At 66.3% G+C, this 21151-nt stretch carries 16 protein-coding genes; 11 read left to right on the forward strand and 5 right to left on the reverse strand.

From position 1 onward, the window contains the following. The first annotated feature begins 23 nt into the window (after positions 1 to 23). The 4 genes from DEBA_RS01930 (at position 24) to DEBA_RS01945 (ending at position 5828) form a co-directional block, all read left to right on the forward strand. Positions 24 to 1676: a long-chain-fatty-acid--CoA ligase gene (locus DEBA_RS01930; protein WP_013257217.1), complete on the forward strand. Its 1653-nt coding sequence runs from the start codon at positions 24 to 26 to the stop codon at positions 1674 to 1676. 23 nt (positions 1677 to 1699) lie between these two features. After that, positions 1700 to 2689 carry a phosphotriesterase family protein gene (locus tag DEBA_RS01935; RefSeq protein WP_013257218.1) on the forward strand — a complete coding sequence of 330 codons (990 nt, stop codon included), beginning with the start codon at positions 1700 to 1702 and terminating at the stop codon, positions 2687 to 2689. Positions 2690 to 2863: 174 nt separating this feature from the next. Beyond that, on the forward strand, positions 2864 to 4903 hold the full coding sequence (gene uvrB, locus DEBA_RS01940) for an excinuclease ABC subunit UvrB (RefSeq protein ID WP_013257219.1): 2040 nt from the start codon (positions 2864 to 2866) through the stop codon (positions 4901 to 4903). A 97-nt stretch (positions 4904 to 5000) separates the two neighbouring features. Further along, positions 5001 to 5828 (forward strand): HDOD domain-containing protein, encoded by an 828-nt coding sequence (locus DEBA_RS01945; protein WP_013257220.1) that lies wholly within the window; start codon positions 5001 to 5003, stop codon positions 5826 to 5828. Between the two features lie 62 nt (positions 5829 to 5890). Here the strand turns inward: DEBA_RS01945 and DEBA_RS01950 are convergent, their stop codons facing one another. From DEBA_RS01950 to DEBA_RS16685, 3 genes are all read right to left on the reverse strand, one after another. Then, entirely contained in the window at positions 5891 to 8137 is a 2247-nt protein-coding gene (locus DEBA_RS01950; RefSeq protein WP_013257221.1) for a molybdopterin-containing oxidoreductase family protein, read from the reverse strand. 101 nt (positions 8138 to 8238) lie between these two features. Further along, entirely contained in the window at positions 8239 to 8649 is a 411-nt protein-coding gene (locus tag DEBA_RS01955; protein ID WP_013257222.1) for a MarR family winged helix-turn-helix transcriptional regulator, read from the reverse strand. 72 nt (positions 8650 to 8721) lie between these two features. Continuing rightward, positions 8722 to 12552, reverse strand: a complete 3831-nt coding sequence (locus DEBA_RS16685; RefSeq protein ID WP_013257223.1) for a hybrid sensor histidine kinase/response regulator — start codon at positions 12550 to 12552, stop codon at positions 8722 to 8724. Between the two features lie 216 nt (positions 12553 to 12768). Here DEBA_RS16685 and DEBA_RS01965 point away from each other — a divergent pair, with 216 nt between their 5' ends. The 5 genes from DEBA_RS01965 to DEBA_RS01985 all read left to right on the forward strand — a co-directional run bounded on the left by DEBA_RS01965 (position 12769) and on the right by DEBA_RS01985 (position 17865). Next, a complete protein-coding gene (locus DEBA_RS01965; protein ID WP_013257224.1) occupies positions 12769 to 13749 on the forward strand; it encodes an MBL fold metallo-hydrolase in 981 nt (326 codons plus the stop codon). A gap of 132 nt (positions 13750 to 13881) precedes the next feature. Beyond that, positions 13882 to 14340, forward strand: coding sequence for a response regulator (locus tag DEBA_RS01970; protein ID WP_013257225.1), 459 nt, complete (start codon positions 13882 to 13884; stop codon positions 14338 to 14340). A 182-nt stretch (positions 14341 to 14522) separates the two neighbouring features. After that, on the forward strand, positions 14523 to 16148 hold the full coding sequence (locus DEBA_RS01975; protein ID WP_013257226.1) for a nucleotide sugar dehydrogenase: 1626 nt from the start codon (positions 14523 to 14525) through the stop codon (positions 16146 to 16148). A gap of 16 nt (positions 16149 to 16164) precedes the next feature. After that, positions 16165 to 17088 (forward strand): ROK family protein, encoded by a 924-nt coding sequence (locus DEBA_RS01980; protein WP_013257227.1) that lies wholly within the window; start codon positions 16165 to 16167, stop codon positions 17086 to 17088. Between the two features lie 33 nt (positions 17089 to 17121). After that, positions 17122 to 17865, forward strand: coding sequence for a YfgM family protein (locus DEBA_RS01985; protein ID WP_013257228.1), 744 nt, complete (start codon positions 17122 to 17124; stop codon positions 17863 to 17865). Positions 17866 to 17933: 68 nt separating this feature from the next. Here DEBA_RS01985 and DEBA_RS01990 read toward each other — a convergent pair whose 3' ends face one another. Beyond that, complete coding sequence (locus DEBA_RS01990; RefSeq protein WP_013257229.1) at positions 17934 to 18980, reverse strand: DUF6765 family protein; 1047 nt, start codon at positions 18978 to 18980, stop codon at positions 17934 to 17936. Between the two features lie 137 nt (positions 18981 to 19117). Continuing rightward, the gene (locus tag DEBA_RS01995; RefSeq protein WP_013257230.1) at positions 19118 to 19483 is read right to left on the reverse strand and encodes a hypothetical protein; all 366 of its coding nucleotides are present in this window, start codon (positions 19481 to 19483) and stop codon (positions 19118 to 19120) included. Positions 19484 to 19642: 159 nt separating this feature from the next. Between DEBA_RS01995 and DEBA_RS02000 the strand changes: the two genes are divergently transcribed. Both DEBA_RS02000 and DEBA_RS02005 read left to right on the forward strand, forming a co-directional pair. Beyond that, positions 19643 to 20629 carry a hypothetical protein gene (locus DEBA_RS02000; RefSeq protein WP_013257231.1) on the forward strand — a complete coding sequence of 329 codons (987 nt, stop codon included), beginning with the start codon at positions 19643 to 19645 and terminating at the stop codon, positions 20627 to 20629. After that, complete coding sequence (locus DEBA_RS02005) at positions 20605 to 21078, forward strand: universal stress protein (protein ID WP_013257232.1); 474 nt, start codon at positions 20605 to 20607, stop codon at positions 21076 to 21078. The genes DEBA_RS02000 and DEBA_RS02005 overlap by 25 nt, the downstream gene beginning before the upstream one ends. Positions 21079 to 21151: the final 73 nt, after the last annotated feature.

Genomic DNA, 21151 nt, shown 5'->3' on the forward strand with positions numbered 1-21151 from the left:
GGCCCCCAACGTCGGAGAAAAAAATGAACGTCGCTCATCATTCGTCCTGGCCCAATCGCATGCCCAAGAAGCTCGATTATCCCCAGACGCCCCTGCACGACCTGCTGGCCACCAGCGCCCGCAGGTTTCCCGACAAGCCCGGCGTGATCTACTACGGCCAGGTCATCACCTACGCCCAGCTCTGGGATCAGGCCCAGCGGCTGGCCGGGGCCCTGGCGGCCATGGGCCTGCAAAAGGGCGACCGCGTGGCGCTTTACATGCAAAACTGCCCCCACTATCTGATCGGCTGCTTTGGCGTCTACGCCGCCGGCGGCGTGGTGGCCCCCTTGAACCCCATGCTGGTCGAGCGCGAGCTTTACAACATCGTCGGCGACAGCGGGGCCAGGTTTATCATCACCACCACCGAGCTTTACGGCCGGGTGGCGCCCATCGCCGCCGATCTGGGCGTGGAGCGGGTCATCTGCGGCTCGTTGTGGGACTACATGCCCGAAAACCCGGCCATCCCCGCGCCCGACTTCATGGCCGCCACGCCCAGGGCCATCGACGGCGCCGCCGCCTGGCTGGAGACCCTGGCCAGCGCCCCTGGCGCGCCCCAGGTCGATATCGACATCAAAGCCGACCTGGCCATGCTGCCCTACACCGCCGGCTCCACCGGCCTGCCCAAGGGCTGCATGCACACCCACGCCACGGTCATGTCCAACGTCTGGAGCGCCATGTACTGGACCCAGCTCTCCAGCGGGGCCAACGTGCTGTCTTGCCTGCCCTTTTTTCACGTGACCGGTTTCGTGCACAGCCTGGCCGCGCCCCTGGCCGCCGGGGCCACCCTGGTCATGCTCACCCGCTGGGACCGCGAGGCCGCCCTCCAGGCCGTCGAAAAATACGGCGTGACGCATTTTGTCAACATCACCGCCATGATGGCCGACATCCTCTCGGCCAAGGATATCGAAAGCCGCGACCTTGCCAGCCTGCAAATGGTCGGCGGCGGCGGCGCGCCCCTGCCGGTGGCCCTGGGCCAGCGCCTCAAAGACCTCACCGGCCTGGACTACGTCGAGGGCTACGGCATGACCGAGACCATCAGCCAGACCCACTTCAACCCCTGCGACAAGGTCAAGCTGGGCTCCATCGGCATCCCCGATTTTGGCGTCGACGCCCGCGTCATCGACATCGAGACCTTGCGGGAGCTGCCCGCCGGCCAGCAGGGCGAACTGGTCATCCACGGCCCGGAGATCATGCTGGGCTATTGGAACAAGCCCGTCGAGACCAAGGAGGCCTTCATCGAGCTGGGCGGCAAGCGCTTTCTGCGCACCGGCGACATCTGCCGCATGGACGAAGAAGGCTACTTTTTCATCACCGACCGCCTGAAGCGCATGATCAACGCCGCCGGCTTCAAGGTCTGGCCCGCCGAGATCGAGGCCGTGCTCTACAAGCACCCCCATGTGCTGGAGGCCTGCGTGATCAGCGCGCCCGACGCCAAGCGCCAGGAGACCGTCAAGGCCCTGATCGTGGCCAAGCCCGGCTGCCAGCCCGACCCCGAGGAGATCATGGCTTGGTCGCGCAAGGAAATGTCGGCCTACAAGGCCCCGCGCATCGTCGAGATCGTTGCGGCCCTACCCAAAAGCGGCGCGGGCAAGATATTGTGGAGACAGGTCCAAGAGCAGGAAATGGCCAAACGCTAACTTAAATATAAAGGGGAGTACTCATGGCCGCCAAAATGGTCAACACGGTCGCCGGGCCGGTCAGCGCCGACGAACTGGGCCTGACGCTCATGCACGAACACATCGTTTTCGGCTACCCTGGCTGGAACGGCGACGTGACCCTGGGCGCCTTCGACCGCCCGGCCGCGGTCAAGCAGGCGGTGGAGACGCTGTCGGCGCTGAAACAGGCCTTTGGCCTGGGCACGCTGGTCGACGCCACGCCCAACGAGACCGGCCGCGATCCGTTGCTGCTCAAGGAGGTCTCGGAAAAATCGGGCGTCAACATCGTCTGTTCCACTGGCTACTACAGCCAGGCCGAGGGCGGCGCGGCCTACTTCGCCTTCCGGGCCAGCCTGGGCGACGCCGTGGCCGAGATCCGCGAGATGTTTTTGACCGAGCTGACCAAGGGCGTGGCCGACACCGGCGTGAGGCCCGGCGTGATCAAGCTGGCCTCCAGCCAGGGCCAGATCACCGATTACGAGAAAATGTTCTTCACCGCCGCCGTGGCCGCCCAGAAAGAAACCGGCGCGCCGATCATCACCCACACCGAGCATGGCACCATGGGCCCCGAGCAGGCCAAGTTCCTGCTCGAGCTGGGCGCCGACCCCAAGCGGACGATGATCGGCCACATGTGCGACAACCTGGACCTGGACTATCAAGAGGCCGTGCTGAGGCAGGGCGTCTATGTCTCGTGGGACCGCATGGGCCTGCAAGGCCTGGCCGGCTGCCCGATGGAGGCGACGCGCTACCCGGTGCTTAACGAGCTGATTCAGCGCGGCTGGGCCAAGCAGCTCATGCTCTCCCACGACAGCATCAACACCTGGCTGGGCCGGCCCCTCAGCATCCCCGAGGCGGCCCTGCCCATGGTCATCGACTGGCGGCCCGACCACATCTTCAACAAAGTGGCCCCGGCCCTGTTGGCCGGCGGCGCGACCCAGGCCGACCTGGACGTCATCTTGAAAGACAACCCCCGGCGCTTGTTCGCCGGCGTCTAGCCCGTCAAGCGGCCCAGCCGCGCGGCCCCGGCGGAATTGCCTCTCCGCCGGGGCATTTTTTCTTTATTGATCAGGAGTTGGCCCAGCGCCGGGCTTTGGGTTACAATTGGTCGTCTGATTGCTGATTTCGGCCTCGTCGGCCGCTGGCGCGCATTTTTTCCACCGGGACGGCCCATGGACTTCGGTTCCGAACAGACCTTTCAATATTGGCGCACCGCGCCCAGCCAGGCCCAGTTCAAGCTGGAAAGCGACTACCAGCCCCAGGGCGATCAACCCCAGGCCATAGCCCAGCTTACGGCGGGCCTGGCCCAGGGCTGCAAGCGCCAGGTGCTTTTGGGCGTCACCGGCAGCGGCAAGACCTTCACCATGGCCAACGTCATCGCCGCCAGCGGCCTGACCACCCTGGTTCTGGCCCCCAACAAGACCCTGGCCGCCCAGCTCTATGGCGAGTTCAAGGCGCTGTTTCCCCACAACGCCGTGGAGTATTTCGTCTCGTACTATGATTATTATCAGCCCGAGGCCTATATCCCGGCCAGCGACACCTATATCGAAAAAGATTCATCGATCAACGAGCGCATCGACAAGATGCGCCACGCCGCCACCTTCGCCCTGCTCACCCGCCAGGACGTGATCATCGTCGCCAGCGTCAGTTGCATCTATGGCCTGGGCTCGCCCGAGGCCTACGCGGGGATGCTTTTATATCTGCAACGCGGCGACCAGGTCGGCCGCGAGGCGGTGCTGCGCAAGCTGGTGGAGATGCTCTACGAGCGCAACGAGTTTTCGTTTCATCGCGGTGTCTTTCGCGCCCGGGGCGACGTGGTCGAGATCTTTCCGGCCTACGAGGAAGAACGGGCGGTGCGCATCGAGTTTTTCGGCGACGAGGTCGAGCGCATCTCGTTCATCGACCCGCTGCGCGGCGTGGCCCTGGAACAAACCGACAAGGTGGTGATCTTCCCGGCCAGCCACTACGTCACCACCGAGGGCGTGCGCGAGGCCGCCATCGCCGCCATCCGCGCCGAGCTGGCCGAGCGCATCAAATATTATGACGACAACGCCCGCTTCATCGAATCCCAGCGCATCCGCGAGCGCACGCTGTTTGACATCGAGATGATGAAAGAGCTGGGCTGGTGCCACGGCATCGAAAATTATAGCCGCCACCTCACCGGCCGCCAGCCCGGCCAGCCGCCGCCCACCCTGTTGGATTATTTTCCCAAAAAGTGGCTGCTGATCATCGACGAAAGCCACATCACCGCGCCCCAGGTGCGCGGCATGTACAACGGCGACCGCAGCCGCAAAGCGACTCTGGTCGATTTCGGTTTTCGCCTGCCCAGCGCCCTGGATAATCGCCCGCTCAATTTCGACGAATTCAACGCCCTGCTCGACAACGTGATCTACGTCTCGGCCACCCCGGCCGACTACGAGTTGGAACAGGCCCAGGGCGTGGTCGTCGAGCAGCTCATCCGGCCCACCGGCCTGATCGACCCCATCGTCGAGGTGCGCCCGGCCAGCGGCCAGGTCGACGACGTCATGGCCGAACTGCGCCTGGTGGCCGGCCGTGGCGAGCGGGCCCTGGTCACCACCCTGACCAAACGCATGGCCGAGGAGCTGACCGAATACCTCACCGAGGTGGGCTTGTCGGTCAAATACCTGCACAGCGACATCGACACCATCGCCAGGGTCGAGCTGCTGCAAGGCCTGCGCCGCGGCGATTTCGACATTCTGGTGGGCATCAACCTCCTGCGCGAGGGCCTGGACCTGCCCGAGGTCAGCCTGGTGGCCATCCTCGACGCCGACCGCGAGGGCTTCCTGCGCTCGACGCGCAGCCTCATCCAGACCGCCGGTCGCGCCGCCCGCAACGTCGGCGGCAAGGTCATCTTCTACGCCGATCAGATCACCGACTCCATCGCCCGGGCCATGGAGGAGACCTCGCGCCGTCGCGTCGCCCAGGAGCAATACAACCAAGAACACGGCATCACCCCCGAGTCGATCAAAAAGGCCATCGGCGCCATGCTGCCCCCGGAGATAGCCGCCGACTACCCGGCCCCGCCGCCGTTGACCGCCGCCGTGGCCGACCCAGGCGAACTGCCGGCCATCATCGCCGATCTGCGCCGGCGCATGAAAGAGGCGGCCAAAGGGCTGCGCTTCGAGGAGGCCGCCGAACTGCGCGACCAGATCAAGGCCCTCGAGGAACAAGACCTGCTCTGGCGCGGTTAGGGCCAAACCGGCGCGGCCACGCGGCAAAGCCTTGCATCGGCATGGGTTTTTGGCATAATCTCCAGGAATGGAAAGAAGATCGCGACCAAGGGCGAAAATGAGCTACCTGAGTAAAATAGCCGAAAAAGCCCAAAAAATGCCGCCGCTGCCCACCGTGGTGGCCCGAGTCCTGGAACTGACCGCCGACCCGGACTACTCCACCGCCGAGTTGATCCGGGCCATCAACATGGATCAGGCCGTCACCGCCCACGTCCTGCGGCGGGTCAACTCGGCCTTTTTTGGCCTGCGCTATCGCTGCACATCGCTCGAACAGGCCGTGCCCCAACTGGGGGCCGACAACGTGGCCGAGATCGCCCTGGACGCCGGCGTGGCCAAATTCTTCAAAGGCAGCGCGCCCATCTGGCGGCACTCCATGGCCACCGCCCTGACCGCCCGCGAGCTGGGTAAAGCGCACGGCCACGCCGACCTGGCCACCTTGCACACCTCGGCCCTGCTGCACGACGTGGGCATGCTCATCATCGCCGAGTTTCTGCGCGATGTTTACGAGGACGTGCAATACTTCGTCAAGACCGAAGGCTACAGCCAGACCATGGCCGAACGCGAGGCCCTGGGCATCGATCACGCCGAACTGGGCGCGCGCATCGGCCAAAAATGGAAGCTGGCCCCCGAGACCGTCGAGGTCATCGCCCTGCACCACGAACCGGCCAAGGCCCGCCTGGCCCGCCAGGACACCAACATCGTCTGCCTGGCCAACCACATCGTCAACACCATCGGCTACCGCTGCCTGGACGAGGAATACCTGGTCGACCTGCCATCGACCGTGCTTTTCGAGATGCGCCTGACCCGCCGCGAACTGGACGGCCTCACCGCCCAGGCGGCCCAATCACTGGAAAAATCCGACGAGATTCTCGAGTTGCTCCCCTAGCCAAGCGCGCTTGGGCGGGGGGCCTTTTTCTCCGGCGTCGAGAAAAAGGCCCCGCCGTTTTTTCAGGCCACGTCCAGGCGGCAGGGAATGAAGCGGTGGATCGGCGTGCCGACCAGGTCGCGGTTGGTGTTTTTGGTCAAGCGGTTGACGTTGAGGCCGTGGACCTGGCCGTTGTAATCCAGGCCGAAGCCGTGGGGGATGATCACGGTGCCGGGGCGAATTTGTTCGCTGATTTCGAGTTCGCCGGTTTCCGAGCCGGCCTGGGTGGTGACGCGGACGGCCTGGCCGTCGGCGAAGCCGAGTTTCTGGGCGTCGGCGGGGTTGACGGCGATGGTGCAGGGGCGGCGGCCTTGGTTCCACTGGGGGTTGCGCATGAGGGTGTTGGCGTTGTTTTCGGTGTGGCGGCCGGCCTGGAGGATGAGGGGCATGTCGTCTGGCAATTTAAGGGCTTGGGCCTCGGAGGCGGCGTCGAGGTCGTTGGCCATCCGGGCCAGTTCGGGGATCAGCAGCTCGATCTTGCCCGAGGGCGTTTTGAGCTGGGCCATGGGGTCTTGGTCGTCGACGCGGCCGACCCACAGGCCTTGGGGCGTCTCCAGCAGGGCCTGGAAGACGCGGTCGCCCAGGTCGGGGCCGGGGGCGAAGCCGACGCGGGCGGCGTTGCGGCGAAAGTCCTTGGGCGCGGTCATGAACATGCCCCACATGCCGGCCAGGGCGGCCGAATTCCAGGCGCGGCCCAGGGTCTTGGCCAGGACAAAGGGCATCATCTTGAGGGCCTTGGGCTCGCTGGCGGCCCATTCCATCAGTTTGAGGCCAAAGGTGAGGCGGTCGTCGTGGTCGGCGGCCTGGTGCAGGGCCTTGGGGATATCGGGGATGAGGCCCAGGCGGTCGGCGATGAGGGTGAAGATCTGGGCGGCCTCCAGGCATTGGCCGGGCGGCGGGACGATGGGCTGGCGGATCTGGAAAAACACCTCGGGGTAGTTGTTGGGAAAGAACGTGCCGTCGTAGGCCTCGTAGTAGGTGCGGCAGGGCAGGACGTAGTGGGCCAGGCGGGCGGTTTCGGTCAGGGCGATGTCGTTGACCACCAGCAGGTCCAGCTCGCCGAAGGCGCGCTCGTAGGCGCTGGTGTCGGGGTAGGAGCGCAGGGGGTTGACGGCGCTGACCAGCACGGCGCGCAGGCGGTCGGGCCGGCCGCTGGTGATCTCCTCGGGCATGGCGGCCGGCGGAAACGATCCGGCGGCCACGGGCGGCAGATTGGTGGCGACGGCGCGCCAGGTCGTGGGGTCGCGCTCGTCGGCGTGGCTGCCCATGGGCATGACCATGCCGAAGATGACGTTGCCGCCGGGCTGGCAGAGCCGGCCGCAGACGCAGAGCAAAATCGAGAGCATGTAGGAATTTAGCGCGCTGTGGCGGCCCATGTAGATGCCCAGGTCCGGGTGCAGGCACCAGCGCTTGGTTGTCAGCAGGCGGCAGAACTCCTCGGCCTGATCGAGGCTGACCTCGCACAGCTCCAGGGCCGGGCGATAATCGAAGCCGGCGAACCAGGGCCGCGCGTCGTCCCAGCCCAAAACGTATTGCCGCAGATAATCATCGTTTTGCCAGCCGCGCTCGAGGATCATGGCCACCAGGGCCTTGACGAAGAGGGCGTCCGTGCCGGGGCGGAGGGCGATGTGCAGGTTGGCGACGGCGGCGGTTTCGCTCTTGCGCGGATCGACGCTGACCAGCAGGCGCTCGGGATCCTTGGCGAACTGGCGCAGCACGATGGGCGCGCGGGGCATCTGGTGGCTTTGCATGCCGTTCCAGCCCCAGGCGACGAGCACTTCGGCGTTGTGCTCGTCGTGGGCGGGCAGAAGGTATTGCTTGCCCAGCAGCCGGCCGTGGACCCACCACGAGCCGCTGAACTCCTGGCCGGCCGAGGAATAGAGATATTTCGAGCCCAGGGCGCGGATCAGGCCCAGGCCAAAGGCCCCCTCCATGTGGCCGCCCTGGGCGCTGGCGCCCATGTAGGCCAGACAGCGCGGGCCGTGGGCGTCGAGCAGGGCGCGCAGTTTGGCGGCGATCTCGTCGATGGCCTGGGCCCAGCCGATGGGTTCGAACTTGTCGCCCACCCGCTTGAGGGGCTGGGTCAGGCGGTCGGCGGGGTATTGATGGTTGATGACGTTCATGCCCTTGCGGCAGGCGTAGCCCTGGCTGCGCGGGTTGTCCTTGTCGGGGCGGACCTTGACCATGCGGTCGTTTGCGACCAGCACTTCCAGCCCGCAGTTTTGGGCGCAGAGCACGCACCCGGTTTTGCGCCATTGACCGTCACTCATCGCCGCGCTTCCTTTCCCCCTGGCCCGTGTTGGGCCGGCGGGCGCCTGGCTTGTTTTGGGCCGGGCGATATCTTGTATGCAAGATATCGCGACAAAAAAATTTAGCTGATCTCCCGCAGCATGCGTTTGAACAAGACCCGTTCCTCGTGGGTGAGCGGGGCCAGCACCAGATCGTTGACCTTGTCGCGCTCGGCGATCATCTTGGGCAGCAGCCCGTGCACGTGGTCGGCGACAAAGACGCGGCTGACGCGCTTGTCCTGGTCGTCGGGCCGTTTTTCGACCAGGCCCTTTTCGGCCAGGCGGTCGAGAATGCCCGAGAGCGTGGCGCTATCCAGCCGAAGTTTCTTGCCTATTTCGCCAACGGGGCTGCCTTCGGCGTCGGCGGCGGCGGCCAGCACGAGCTGCTGCTCGGGGGTCAGGCCATACTTGCCCAGGCGTTTTTTGGCCGTGGCGTGGGCCGTCTGGAAGGCCTTGGCCAGCAGAAAGAGTATGCAATCGTCGTGGCCGCCCATGGCGTCATCCTTGGCCGGCGCGGGCCGGCGATAGTTAGCATACGAAATAATTACACGCCGCGCCGCGGCAAGTCAAGGGCCGGCGTGAGCGCTCGGCAAGATGCAGGCCTGGTCGCCCTGGCCGACGGCGGGGTGGTCGAGCACCTGGCGCACGGCGGCGGCCAGTTCGCGGTGGCTGAAAGGTTTGTAGAGGAACAGGCGCACGCCCAGCCTGGCGGCGTCGTCGGGCTTGAGCGACTCGGAGTAGCCGGTGCAGAGGATCACGGGCAGGTCGGGGCGCAGGGCCAGCATGCGGCGGATGAGGGCCTCGCCGGTGAGGCCGGGCATGGTCTGGTCGGTGATGAGCAGGTCGAAGGCGCTCGGGTCGTTCTGAAAAGCGTAAAGGGCCTGGCGGCTGTCTTGGAAAACGGCCACGCGATAGCCCAGGCAACCCAGCAGTTCGCCCATGGTCTGGGCCAGGCCCGGTTCGTCGTCGACGAGCATGATTCGCTCGGGGCCGCGCAGATTGGCCGGCTGGGCCGAATCGTCTTGCAGGGACTCGGCGTCGACGGCGGGCAGACGCACGCCAAAGACGCTGCCGCCGCCGGGCCGGTCGGTCACGTTGATCTGGCCGCCCAGCCGGCTGACGATGCCGTGGACCACCGACAGGCCCAGGCCGGTGCCCTCGCCGGGGGCCTTGGTGGTGAAAAAGGGCTCGAAGATGCGGCCGCGGATGAGCGGATCGACGCCGGCGCCGTCGTCGGCCACGCTCAGGCGCAGCCAGCCCGGCCCGCCGGCCGGATCGGGCTCGTCGGCCAGGCTCACCTCGATGAAGCCGCCGTCCTTGGGCAGGGCGTGGGCGGCGTTGGTGCACAGGTTCATCACCACCTGGTGCAGGGCCGTGGAGTCGGCCATGATCACCGCCTCGCTGGCCAGGTTTTGCCGCAGATCCACGGTGATGGGCAGGGATGCCCGCAGCAGGGCCAGGGCCTCGAGCACCACGGGCAGGGCGCGCAGGGGCCTGAGCTCATAGTCGCTTTCGCGGCTGAAGGTCAGGATCTGGCGCACCAGGCCCTTGGCCCGCTCGGCGGCGGCCAGCACCTGGGTCACTTCATCCTCGCAGGCGTGGCCGGTGGTCATGCGGGCCATGGCCAGCTCGGAGTAACCCATGATCGCAGCCAGCAGGTTGTTGAACTCGTGGGCGATGCCGCCGGCCAGGGTGCCCAGGGCCTCCATTTTCTGCGATTGGCGCAGTTGTTCTTCCAGGCGCTGGCGCTCCTGTTGGGCCAGCTTCATCTGGGTGACGTCGCGCAAAACGCTGATGGCGCAGCTCTGGCCGTCGATATCGATGCAGCGCGCGGATATGATGATGTTTTTTATCTCGCCGGACTTGGCGCGCATGGCCGTCTCAAACTCGGCGATCTCGTCTTGCTCCTTGACGGCGGCCAGCAGGGTCAGGCGGTCGGCGTGGTTTTGCCAGGCGGCCAGCAGCAGACGGCGATCGGCCAGGATGTCGGCGCGGTCGTAACCCAGCAGGCGGCAGAAGGCGTGGTTGACGTCGATGACCACGCCGTCGTTGATGCGGGTGATGGCGATGCTGTTGGGGCTGGCCATGAAGGCGGCCTGGAAGCGCTCCTCGCTCTTGAGCAGGGCCTCGGCGGCGGCGGCCCGCTCGCTGACGTCCCTGGCGATGGTCAGCAGGCGCTCCTGACCGCCCAGATAGAGCATGGCCCCGGAAAGCTCCACGGGGATGATGCGCCCGCCCTTGCAACGCAGGGCGGACTCCATGGCCAGGCAGCGGCCTTCGGCGCGGATGGTGGCCAGAAAGCGCGCGCGGTCGGCCGGGTCGGCCCACAGGTCGATGCGCAGCGCCGAGACGCCCAGGATCTCCTCGGGCTGATAACCCAGCATGGAGAGCATGCTGTTGTTGACCTCCAGCATGACGCCGTCGTGGGGGTTGGAGATGACGATGCTGTCGGGGTGGGAATAAAAAGCCTTCTGGAATTTTTCCTCGCTGCGGGCCAGGGCGTCGCGGGCGTTTTTGGCCTCGGTGATGTCTTGCAGGATGGTGGCGAAGAGGTCTTCGCCGGGCGAAAACACCGAGACGTTGAACGAGCGGCCCAGCTCTTTGAAATCCACGTCGAAGGAGACGGGCTGGCCGCTGCGGGCCACTTGGGCGAAGCGTTCGAAGTAGGTCTTGGCGTGGCGGCCCATGGCCTGGGAGCCCCACATGCCCACCACCTGGCCGCGTCGCAGGTTCATGATCCGCTCGAAGGCGGGGTTTACGTCGAGCACGACGAAATCGTAGGGCCGGCCGCCGGGGTCGGAGACGAGCTGGTGCAAGGCCACGCCTTCGTGCATGGAGTCGTAGAGCGAGCGATAGCGGGCCTCGCTGCGGCGCAGGGCCAGGGCCGCCTCGCGCTCGCGGCTGACGTCGCGCAGCACCATGACCACGCCGACGATTTTCTTGTCGCCGTCGCGCAGGCCCGAGCCGCTGACGGCCACCGGCCGCCGCGAGCCGTCGGCCGAGCGCAAAATCAGGTGCTCGCCAAAAATATCCAGCCCGCCGGCGATGATCTGGCGGGCGGCGTCGGTGAGGCGCTCGCCGCTCTGGCCGTCTTGCAGCTTGCAGACATCGTCTAGCTTGGCCCCCACGGCCTTGTGGGCGGGCACTCCGGTCAGGCGCTGGGCCACCGGGTTGAGGCGGGTGACCACGCCGTTGACGTCGGCGGCGATGACCGCCTCGCCGATGGAGTTGAGGGTGATGGCCAGGTCTTGTTCGCTCTTGGCCAGGGCGCGCTCGGTCTTGCGCCGCTTGGCGTAGGCCGCCACCAACAGCACGATGAGCATGGTCTGCATGACCATGAAGCCGGCCACGCCCAAAATCAACGAGCGGTAGCGGGAGATGAAGCTCTCGGGCGCGTTGACCAGCCGGCTGCCCGGCGGCAGGTCGTCGGGGTCGATGCCCCAGCGCGCCAACTGGCGGTGGTCGAAGCTAAAGCGGTTGGCCGTGCTGGCGATCAGTGGCGCGCCGGCCGGGGCCTTGCCGGCCAGCAACGTCAGGGCCAAGCCGCCCACCTGGCGGCCCAGGGCCCGGCCGTCTTCGAACATCCCGCCCACCAGGCCCGGCGCGCGGCCCATGCCGAACAGGCCGAAAACCGGCGCCGGCGAGGCGTCCAGCACCTGATCGAAAAAATCGGCGGTCGCGCGGTCGCCGTCCTCGCGCCGCCACTGGCCGTAGATCACCAGGCTGTCGCGGGAAAGGCCGCGCAGACGCTCGAGCATCTCTTGGCGGGACATCGCGTCGTGATCGAGCAAGACCAGCTTGGCCCCGCGAAAGCCTCGCAACTCCCGCCGGGCGGCCTCCAGCAGGATGCGGCCTTGGCGACAACCACCCGTAAGGAAATAGATTTCCTTGGCCTGGGGCCGCAAGCGCAACAGGGCCTGGACCGTGGGCAGGATCTGCTGACCGCGCGTGACGCCGGCGGCGAAATTCGGCGGCCCGTCGGGCAAGCCGCTCAGGTCGCTGGCCCCGCAGAACAGCACCCGCGCGCCGGGAAAAAGCTCTCGGCCGTGGGCCATGATGAAATCAAAAGCCGGCTGGCCCGAGGCCACCACGCAGTCAAAGCGCTCGTTGGCGTATCTGATTTTATATAGCTCGGCCAGGGCGCGCGGGTAGTCGTCCGACGCATGGCGGCGCGTGTCCATGAAGGTGGCCTGGAATTCGACGTCCCGGCGCTGGGCCAGCGTCTCGGAGAGCCCGGCGATGAGCTCTTCGCTCCAATCGAAGCCTTCGTGGTAGGAATCGATCAGCAGCACGCGCTTGGGCTGGGGCGGCGTGGCGGCCAAGGCCGGCGGCGCGCAAAAGCAGCACAAGCCCAGCAGCGTGACCAGGGCCAGAATCAGTGGATGGGTGCGGCGCAAAATCCCGTTGTCTCCCCAGTTGAAAAACGGCGCGGCGCGAAAAGGCGATAAAATTGTTCGGCATTACAACATATCACCCCAGGCCCGGCCAGTAAATGGCCATTATCGCCGCGCGCGGCGATGCGCCAATGGCTTGCGCGGCAATGACCGACTGAGTATAGTGTTTTCGTCTGTGCGCCATTGCGTCGATAACCATAAACTTATGAAGGAGTTGTCATGGCCGTGCTGGACAGGTCTTCGATACGTTCGCTGCCCTTGGGCGACCAGTTGCTCGACATCGGCCAATGCCAGGGCCTGCGCGTGTTGTGCGTGTCCGAGGTGGGCTGGTGGGACGACGCCAAGGTCATAAACGACGTGGTGGCCAACGGCGGCCTGGCCGCCAGCCAGTGGACCGCGCCCTGGCAAAACGACAACGCCGCCGGGGCCTGCAACCTGGTGGAGGTGGACTACCCCGGCGGCGCCACGCGGCGCTTTTTGCTGGACTGCGGCTGGGATCCGGACTACATCGCCCGGCGCCTGGCCCAGACCGGCGTGGACCGCATGATCGCCGATGGCCAAGTCGAGTTCCTCTACATGAGCCACGAGCACATGGATCATTTCTTTGGCGTGGAGGCCGTGCTCAAGCTGCGGCCCGACCTGCCGGTGATCGTCCCCGAGACCTTCAGCCAAAAGGCGTTGGATTTCCTGGCCGGCCGGGGTGACGGCGGCGGCGGCTCGCGCAATGACGTGGCCCACGCCGGGCCCTTGATCCGCCTGGAGGTGGGCATGATCCACCAACTCATGCCCGGTTGCGCCTCGGTGACCTTCGACGTGCCCATCATCCTCGACGTGCGCGGCGAGCAGTCGCTATACTTCCTGGTGGCCGAAAAGGGCCTGGTGGCCATGGCCGGCTGTTGCCACCAGGGCATGCGGCAATTCCTGGAGCTGCCCGGCCGGCATCTCAACGGCGCGGCCAGGCTCTACGGCCTCTACGGCGGCATGCACATCGCGCCCTTTGGCGAAATGGCCGCCGAGCAGGAACAAGCCATCGACTGGCTGGTGGAGCAAAAGCCCTGCGTTGTGGCCGCCAACCACTGCACGGGCCTGGCAGCCATCGAAAAAATGCGCGAAAAGGGCCTGCCCGTGCTGGGCGGTTCGGGCCGGGACGGCAGCGGGAGCGATCTGTACACCGGCAACGGCGATTGGGTCGATTTTTGAGCGTCGGCCGCCTGGCCGTGGCAAAATAGCGACACGAGAGCCCAGCGCCTTGCTATAATTTAAAGGCGCGGCGGTGCGTTTCGCCCGCGTGGGCGAGCGCGCGCCGCCGCGCCGAACGCTTAAGGAGCCCCCATGGCCAACGGGCTGGATGTGATCATCCTCGACGACGAGCGGCAGATCGCCGAGCACCTCAAGGATCTGACCGAGACGTTCTATTCGTGGGGCCAGGTCCACGCCTTCAGCGACGCCCTGGAGGCCCGCACCTTCTGCTTCAACCGCGAAAGCAGCCTGGCCATCTTCGTGCTCGACATGTTCCTGGGCGGCCAGACGGCCTTTGATTTCATCGAGGCGGTGACCATCCACTACCCCATGGCCGCCGAGGACAGCGTGATCATCACCGGCCACGCCGGCAACGACATCGTCAACATGTGCATGGCCGCCGGCGTCACCCACCTGCTGGAAAAGCCGATCAAGCCCTACGCCTATCAGTTCGCGGTGCGGGCCATCGCCAACAAGTATCTGCGTTTCGCCAAAAAACTCATGCACGACCCGGAGCTGGCCGGCGACGTGGCGCGCATGGCCCTTTGGTGAGCCAGTCGGCGGCGCTGGATTTTTGCGTTGCGGCGCGAAGGCGATATTGCCGATAAGATTACCAGCCAACGCCGTCGGCCCCCTGGCCGGGGCGTGGGATCGTCAGCCAGCGGCCGCCGGGGAATCGCGCCCCGACGGCCTTGCCTTAGTGATCACTTGCCAGCGCGCACTGGGAGGATTCGATGAGCAACAAGCGGCAAGACGTGTCGGTCAGCCCCGACGGCGAGGTTTTCATCCTGCCCGGCGAGGCCGACTATCAGGCCGAAAATCAGCGCTTGGCCGAGCTGGTGGCCGAACACCGCCAGGCCGGCCGCCAGATCGTGGTGGTCATGGGCGTGGGTTTCGTGGGCGCGGTGATGGCGGCGGTGGTGGCCGACGCGCCGGGCAAGTTCGTCATCGGCATGCAGCGGCCCAGCGAGCGCAGTTATTGGAAGATCCCCCTGCTCAACCGCGGCCTGGCCCCGGTCACCTCCGAGGATCCCGAGGTGCCGGCCATGATCGCCCGCTGCGTCAACGAAAAGAAGACCCTCACGGCCAGCTTTTCCTACGAGGCCCTGGCCCTGGCCGACGTTGTCGTCGTCGACGTGCAGTGCGATTATTCCAAGGACGAGCTGGCCGACGTGACCAAGGGCAGCGTGGAGATGCGCGCCTTCGAGCAGTCGCTGGGCGTCATCGGCCAGAAGATTCAGCCCCAGTGCCTGGTGCTCATCGAGACCACCGTGCCGCCGGGCGCCACCGAGTTCGTGGCCTATCCCATCATCAAAAAGGCCTTCCGCGCCAGGGGCGTTGACGACGAACCCCTTCTGGCCCACTCCTACGAGCGGGTCATGCCCGGCCGCAACTACGTGGCCTCGATCCGCGATTTTTGGCGGGTCTGCGCCGGCGTCAACGAAAAAAGTCGCCAGATGGTCGTCGATTTTCTCAACGACGTGCTCAACACCGAGAAGTATCCGCTGACCGTCCTGGACAAACCCATCGAGAGCGAGACGGCCAAGATCGTCGAGAACAGCTTCCGGGCCACCATGCTGGCCTTCATGGACGAATGGTCGCGTTTCGCCGAGCTAAACGGCGTCGATATCGTCAAGGTGATCCAGGCCATCAAGGCGCGGCCCACCCACAACAACATCATGTTCCCCGGCCCGGGCATCGGCGGCTATTGCCTGCCCAAGGACGGCGGCCTGGGCGTGTGGTCCCATCACCACCTGATGGGCTTTCAGGAGCCCATCTTCAAGATGACGCCCATGGCCATCGACATCAACGACAACCGGAGCCTGCACGCCGCCGGCCTGGTGCGCGACGGCCTGCGCAACATGAGCCGCTCGCTGGCCGCCTGCGAGGTGCTGGTCTGCGGCGCTTCCTACCGCGAGGACGTGGGCGACACCCGCTACAGCGGCTCGGAGCTGGTGGTGCGCAAGCTCACCGAGATGGGGGCCATTGTCCGCGTGCACGACCCCTACGTCAAGCGCTGGTGGGAGCTGGAAAACCAAGACACCTACCCCGCGCCGGGCCACAGCCGGGGCCGTTTTTTCCGCAGCCAGCAGGAGCTTGGCCACCTGAAGGTTTCGCAAGACCTGGAGCAGAGCCTCCAGGGGGCCGACGCGGTGGTGCTGTGCGTGCGCCACAAGCAATACCTGGAGCTGGACCCGGATTGGGTGGTGAAGATGGCCGGCGGCCCGCTGTGCGTGGTCGATTGCTTCGCCCTGTTGGACGACGCCAAGATCCGCCGCTATTTCGAGCTGGGCTGCGAGGTCAAGGGCATGGGCCGGGGCCACGTCAAGCGGATCAAGGACGCGGTGCGCCGCGCGTAGCGGGGGAGGCGTGACCATGGCGGCCTGGTTGGGCGTGGACATCGGCGGGACCAACACCCGCGTGGGTTTGGTGGATGACGGCGGCCTGATCGCCGCGCGTGGCTTTCCCACCCGGCCGGCGGCCGGGGTGGGGCCTTGGGCCGAGCGCTTGCGGCAGGAGGCCGCCGAGCTGCGCGGGCCCGACCCCCTGGGCGTGGGCGTGGCCTGCGCCGGCGTGCTGGACATCAAAACCGGCGTGGTTCTGCACGCGCTCAACCTGCCCTTGTTCAACGGCCAGGCCCTGGTGGGGCTGGTTTCGGAGGCGCTGGGCCTGCCGGCGGTGCTGGAAAACGACGCCAACCTCTACGCCCTGGGCGAACAGAGCTTTGGCGCGGGCCAGGGCCACGCCGACCTGGTCTGCCTGACCCTGGGCACGGGCGTGGGCGGCGGGCTGATCATGGACGGTCGGCTGGTGCGCGGGCCGCTGGGCTCGGCCGGCGAGATCGGCCACATCCTGGTTGTCGGTGACGGCCGGCTCTGCGGCTGCGGGGCCCGGGGCTGCCTGGAGGCCTACGCCTCGGCCACGGGCCTGCGGGGCATGCTGGTCGAGGCCCTGGACGCCGGGCGCCAGACGAGCCTGGGCCGCGAGGACTCGGTGGCGGCCATGGGCGCGGCGGCCCTGGCCGGCGACGAGCTGGCGCGGGAGCTGTTCGCCGTGGCCGGGATGGCTTTGGGCCGGGCCTTTGCCGATCTGATTTGCACTTTGGGCCTAGACCTGATAATCCTGGGTGGCGGGGTCTCGCGAAGTTGGGAGATGATGCGCCCGGCGGCCCACGAAGAACTGGCCCGGCGGCTGCGCGTGCTTGATCCGGCCCGGGTGCGGGTGATTGCCGGCGCGCTGGGCGACGACGCGCCGGTGCTGGGCGCGGCGGCCCTGGCCCGCCAACTACTTGCGCGATAACGCCTAATTCTAGCAACGAGGGCAAGACCATAAATGGCCAAGGACGACATCAAACAGATCTTGAAAGAGCCCGACGAGTTCATCACCTTCACCGACAAGGCGGTCAAGTGGGCCCGGGCCAACGCCAAGGCGTTATTCATCGGCGCGGCCGCGGCGGTGCTGCTGATCGGCGCGGGCGTGGGCCTGCGCTCCTACGCCAGCCACCGCGACGCCCAGGCCATGGACAAGCTGGGCCCGGTGATGCTGGTGTATGAAAAATACCTCGGCGGCCAGATCGACGGCCCGGCCCTGCAGACCATGCGGGAGGCCCTGGGCATGATCGCCGACGAATACAGCGCCACGCCGGCCGGCCGCCAGGCCCGCCTGGCCCTGGCCCAGACGCTCTATGGCCAGGGCGAATACGATCAAGCCGCCCAGGAGTTCGCGGCCCTGGGCCAGGATTCCTCGCTGGAGGCCGAGCTTTTGCCCCTGGCCCTGCATGGCCTGGCCCAGAGCCAGGAGGCCCTGGGCAAATACGACGAGGCGCAGAAGAGCTATCAGCGGGCCATCCAGGCGGCCGGGCCCGATCTGGCCGCGCTCTACGCCCTGGACCGGGCCAGGGCCCTGGCCGCCGCCGGCGACCAGGCCGGGGCCATCGCCATCTACGAAAAGGCCCTGCAAGGCGGCCCCGACGACCAAAGCCGCCAGACCATCGTCGCCGCCCTGGCCCGCCTGGGCCACACCGTGGCCGACGCGCGGCCGGCGGCCGACCCGGCCCAGCCCCAGCCGGCCAAATAAGCGCCAAAACGCGGCGATTCGCCGGCGGCGGGAGCGACCCTCCCGGCGCCGGTTTTTTTCGCGCCGGCTCAGAGCCGTTGCATGCTCATGAAGCGCATGTTGCCGGTTCGCAGCATGGCCCAGGCCATGTCCTGGTGGGCCTTGACCGCCTCCTGGAAACGCCACCAGTCGGTGGTTTGGCGCGAACCCGGATCGCGCCAAGTATAGATGTCGGCGACCACCGGGATCTCGCGGCCCAAAAACTCCAGGTTCTGGCCCATCCAGCGGTCCTTGAGGCCGCGCACCTCTTCGTTGACGGCCATGTCCAGCCACAGCTCCGGGTCGTAGCGCGGGATCGCCTGGCCGCCGAAAAACGGCTTTTCGCCCAGGGCGACGTAGCGTTCGATGCGCTCGTCGCTCATGACGTTTTGGTCGTCGCGCTTGCCCATGGCCTGGTTGAGCTCCAGGCGCATGGCCGCCAGGCGGCGGCTGGCCTCTTGCGGGCTCATGGCCGGATCGATCCGGCCCATGAACATGGTCATGACGGCCTCGGCGGCTTCCAGAAAGCGCTGGCGGTTGTCCACCTGGCCGCTGACCATGCGCGGGTCTTGCCAGACGGCGGTGGGCAGATCGGGCAGGTGGCCGGCGTCGGCGTGGCCGATGTTGGGCGAAAGTTTTTCCAGGGGCCCATTCATGGCGTTGAAGGCGTCGAAATAGCCCACGAAGTTTTGGTGGGCCCAGGTGTCGGCAAAGGCGTGGGTGGCCACGCCGATGCGTTGCAAGTCGTCGGTTTGGATAGCGGCGCGCAGCAGCTCCGAGGCGTTTTGGTTGCCTGGGGTGGTGTTTAGCATGTGCAGGCAGCCGTCGAGGCGCATGCAGGCCTCGCTCATGGGCTCGCCGGGCACGAAGTGAAAAATCGGGTAGATGCGCATCAGCCGGTCCTTGGGCTTCAAGATGTCCATGGTCTGGCTGATGTAGTTCTGATAGGCCGACGCCTGGCCCTTGTCGATGTCGAACTGAAACTTGTTGTCGTCGACATATTGGCTGGCGTAGGCGATTTTCAGGGCGTCAGCGGGGGGGTAGCCGGCGGCGGCGGCCACCAGATAGGTCATGTAATAGTGAAACTCCACGTCCATGGGGCATGCTCCCGGGGCAGGCGCGGTTTGCTGGGGCGCGGCCGGCCGCGGCCGGCGCGGGTGGCGCGGGCGTCATCAAACCTCCTTTCCGGGCGCGGGGCCCTGGCCTGGGCGTCGAGGGCCGGCGCGGGGCGGCCCTAGCGGTCGCAGGTCGATCGCCTAATACATTCTAGGCCGTTGGCGTTGGCGAAATCCTTGAAAATCGGCGCGGCGGCCAGGTTGCCGGCGAAAAGTTCGCGCAGCAAAAAGAGTATCAGGCGGTCTTTTTCGGCGGCGGGCATGACCATGGCGCCCTCGATGCCCTCGATGCCGCAGGATTGCTCGCCGTATTCGCCGTTGTCAAAACCCTCGATGATCACGTCGCCGTTTTGCTCGACGCCGGCCCAGATGGTCACGAACCGCACTTCGTCGCGGTCGCCGACCCGGCCGTCGAAAAGCTTGATGGTCAGCCGACCCTTGCCGTCGCGTTGCAGGGGAAACCAGTGGACGTCTTTTTTGCTCATGAGCGCGCTCCGTTTTTTGTGGCCGTGCCTGGTTGTCGCTGCCTTCAAAGCATAGCACAAGCGCCGCGCTTTTGGCCCCGGCCGGCCGCTTTGGCCGCGCCAAGGGCCAAAGGATGTTAAAATAAAAACGCATCGACGAAAAAACGCGGCGGAGCGGCGATGAACATCAAAAAACGGGCCGAGGAACTGCTGGGGGCCAAGATCGCCGGTCCGCGCATCGTGCGCGACACCAGCGAGTTTTTGCGCATCGACCGGGGCGACGTGCTGGAGCTGGAAGGCCGGCTGTTTGTGATCAAGGGCGTGATGTTCGAGGGCCGCTTCGGCCTGGACGACGAGCCCAAGCCCTGGGTCAAGACGGGCCTGGACCTGGAAGACGGCGCGCCAAAGGTGCTCAAGCTGGTTTTTTTCGAGGAGTTCGACCTGCACCTGGGCGGCACGGTGATCCGCCGCTATCGCAGCCCGGCCAAGGAGGCCAGGGTGCTGGAGATCGTGCGCGATCATCCGTTGTTCATGCACGGCCAGACCCTGCGTGACGCCGCCGGCAACCCCGTGCGGGTCATCGAGCGCATCAGCGGCAAGCCTCTGTTCATCGACCTGGAGCCGCTGGGCCTGAGCCATCGCCAATACACCCAGCGCCATCTGCGCGGCGTGCTGGCAAAGGCCGTCGAGAGCATCCGGGCCATCAAGTTTTTGCACGACCAGGCCCAGCGCCACGGCGACATCAGGCGCGATCACATCTTTGTCGAAAACGACACCGGCCTGTGGCGCTGGATCGACTTCGACTACAACTACGACCAGATGGCCAACCCTTTCGGCCTGGACCTGTTTGGCCTGGGCAACGTCTTGTGCCACCTGATCGGCGCGGGCATCCCCACCAGCCAGTCGCTGGCCCAGAGCGATCCCCAGGCCCTGGCCCGCCTCGACGAGGGCGACATGTCGCTGGTGCTGCCCCACCGGGTGTTCAACCTGCGCAAGGTTTACCCCCACATCCCCGAGGAACTCAACCGCGTGCTCATGCATTTCACCTCGTCCACGCCGGTGTTTTACGAGCGGGTCGACGAACTGCTCGACGAACTCTTGCCGGCCATGGAGAGCCTGCCGCCGGCCACGGAGGAAGCCCAATGCCCCACGGACCGACCGTATTGATCTGGAACCGCCTGCTGCTGGGCGTCGACGATTCGGAAAAGAGCCTGGCGGCGGTCAACTACGTGGCCGCGGTGCTGGGCGGCTCCAGCAATTGCCAGATCCGCATCGTCTCCATCCACCAACCGCTCAACCCCGACAACCACCCCGACGAGGCGGCGCGCAACGACCGCGACGCCCGCGACGTGGCCGCGCGCCAGGCCATGCTCAAAAACGCCCGCGCCACGTTGCAGGAGGCCGGCATCCCGGCCGAAAACATCTCGTGCGAGCTGATCGCCGCCAGCGGCCAGACCGTGGGCGAGGCCCTGATGGGCTATCAGAAGCGCCACGGCTTCGGCACGGTGGTGGTGGGCCGGCGCGGCCTGAGCAAGACCGAGGAATTTCTGTTCGGCTCGGTCTCGGCGGCGGCGGTGCACCAGGCCCAGGACTGCTGCATCTGGGTGGTCGGCTGAAAAATAGCCACGACAAAACTTTGGCGTGGATGTCCGTCTCGTGCTTGCATCGTGTTAACGGCTTGGTATAATT

The organism is Desulfarculus baarsii DSM 2075 (assembly GCF_000143965.1).
Classification (GTDB): Bacteria; Desulfobacterota; Desulfarculia; order Desulfarculales; family Desulfarculaceae; genus Desulfarculus; species Desulfarculus baarsii.

Coding starts and splice junctions, on each gene's coding strand:
- DEBA_RS01930 (WP_013257217.1), top strand. CDS start 24: ATGAACGTCGCTCATCATTCGTCCTGGCCCAATCGCATGCCCAAGAAG.
- DEBA_RS01945 (WP_013257220.1), top strand. CDS start 5,001: ATGAGCTACCTGAGTAAAATAGCCGAAAAAGCCCAAAAAATGCCGCCG.
- DEBA_RS02005 (WP_013257232.1), top strand. CDS start 20,605: ATGCCCCACGGACCGACCGTATTGATCTGGAACCGCCTGCTGCTGGGC.
- DEBA_RS01995 (WP_013257230.1), bottom strand. CDS start 19,483: ATGAGCAAAAAAGACGTCCACTGGTTTCCCCTGCAACGCGACGGCAAG.
- DEBA_RS01990 (WP_013257229.1), bottom strand. CDS start 18,980: ATGGACGTGGAGTTTCACTATTACATGACCTATCTGGTGGCCGCCGCC.
- DEBA_RS01975 (WP_013257226.1), top strand. CDS start 14,523: ATGAGCAACAAGCGGCAAGACGTGTCGGTCAGCCCCGACGGCGAGGTT.
- DEBA_RS01955 (WP_013257222.1), bottom strand. CDS start 8,649: ATGGGCGGCCACGACGATTGCATACTCTTTCTGCTGGCCAAGGCCTTC.
- DEBA_RS02000 (WP_013257231.1), top strand. CDS start 19,643: ATGAACATCAAAAAACGGGCCGAGGAACTGCTGGGGGCCAAGATCGCC.
- DEBA_RS01985 (WP_013257228.1), top strand. CDS start 17,122: ATGGCCAAGGACGACATCAAACAGATCTTGAAAGAGCCCGACGAGTTC.
- DEBA_RS01950 (WP_013257221.1), bottom strand. CDS start 8,137: ATGAGTGACGGTCAATGGCGCAAAACCGGGTGCGTGCTCTGCGCCCAA.
- DEBA_RS01935 (WP_013257218.1), top strand. CDS start 1,700: ATGGCCGCCAAAATGGTCAACACGGTCGCCGGGCCGGTCAGCGCCGAC.
- DEBA_RS01970 (WP_013257225.1), top strand. CDS start 13,882: ATGGCCAACGGGCTGGATGTGATCATCCTCGACGACGAGCGGCAGATC.
- DEBA_RS01965 (WP_013257224.1), top strand. CDS start 12,769: ATGGCCGTGCTGGACAGGTCTTCGATACGTTCGCTGCCCTTGGGCGAC.
- uvrB (WP_013257219.1), top strand. CDS start 2,864: ATGGACTTCGGTTCCGAACAGACCTTTCAATATTGGCGCACCGCGCCC.
- DEBA_RS01980 (WP_013257227.1), top strand. CDS start 16,165: ATGGCGGCCTGGTTGGGCGTGGACATCGGCGGGACCAACACCCGCGTG.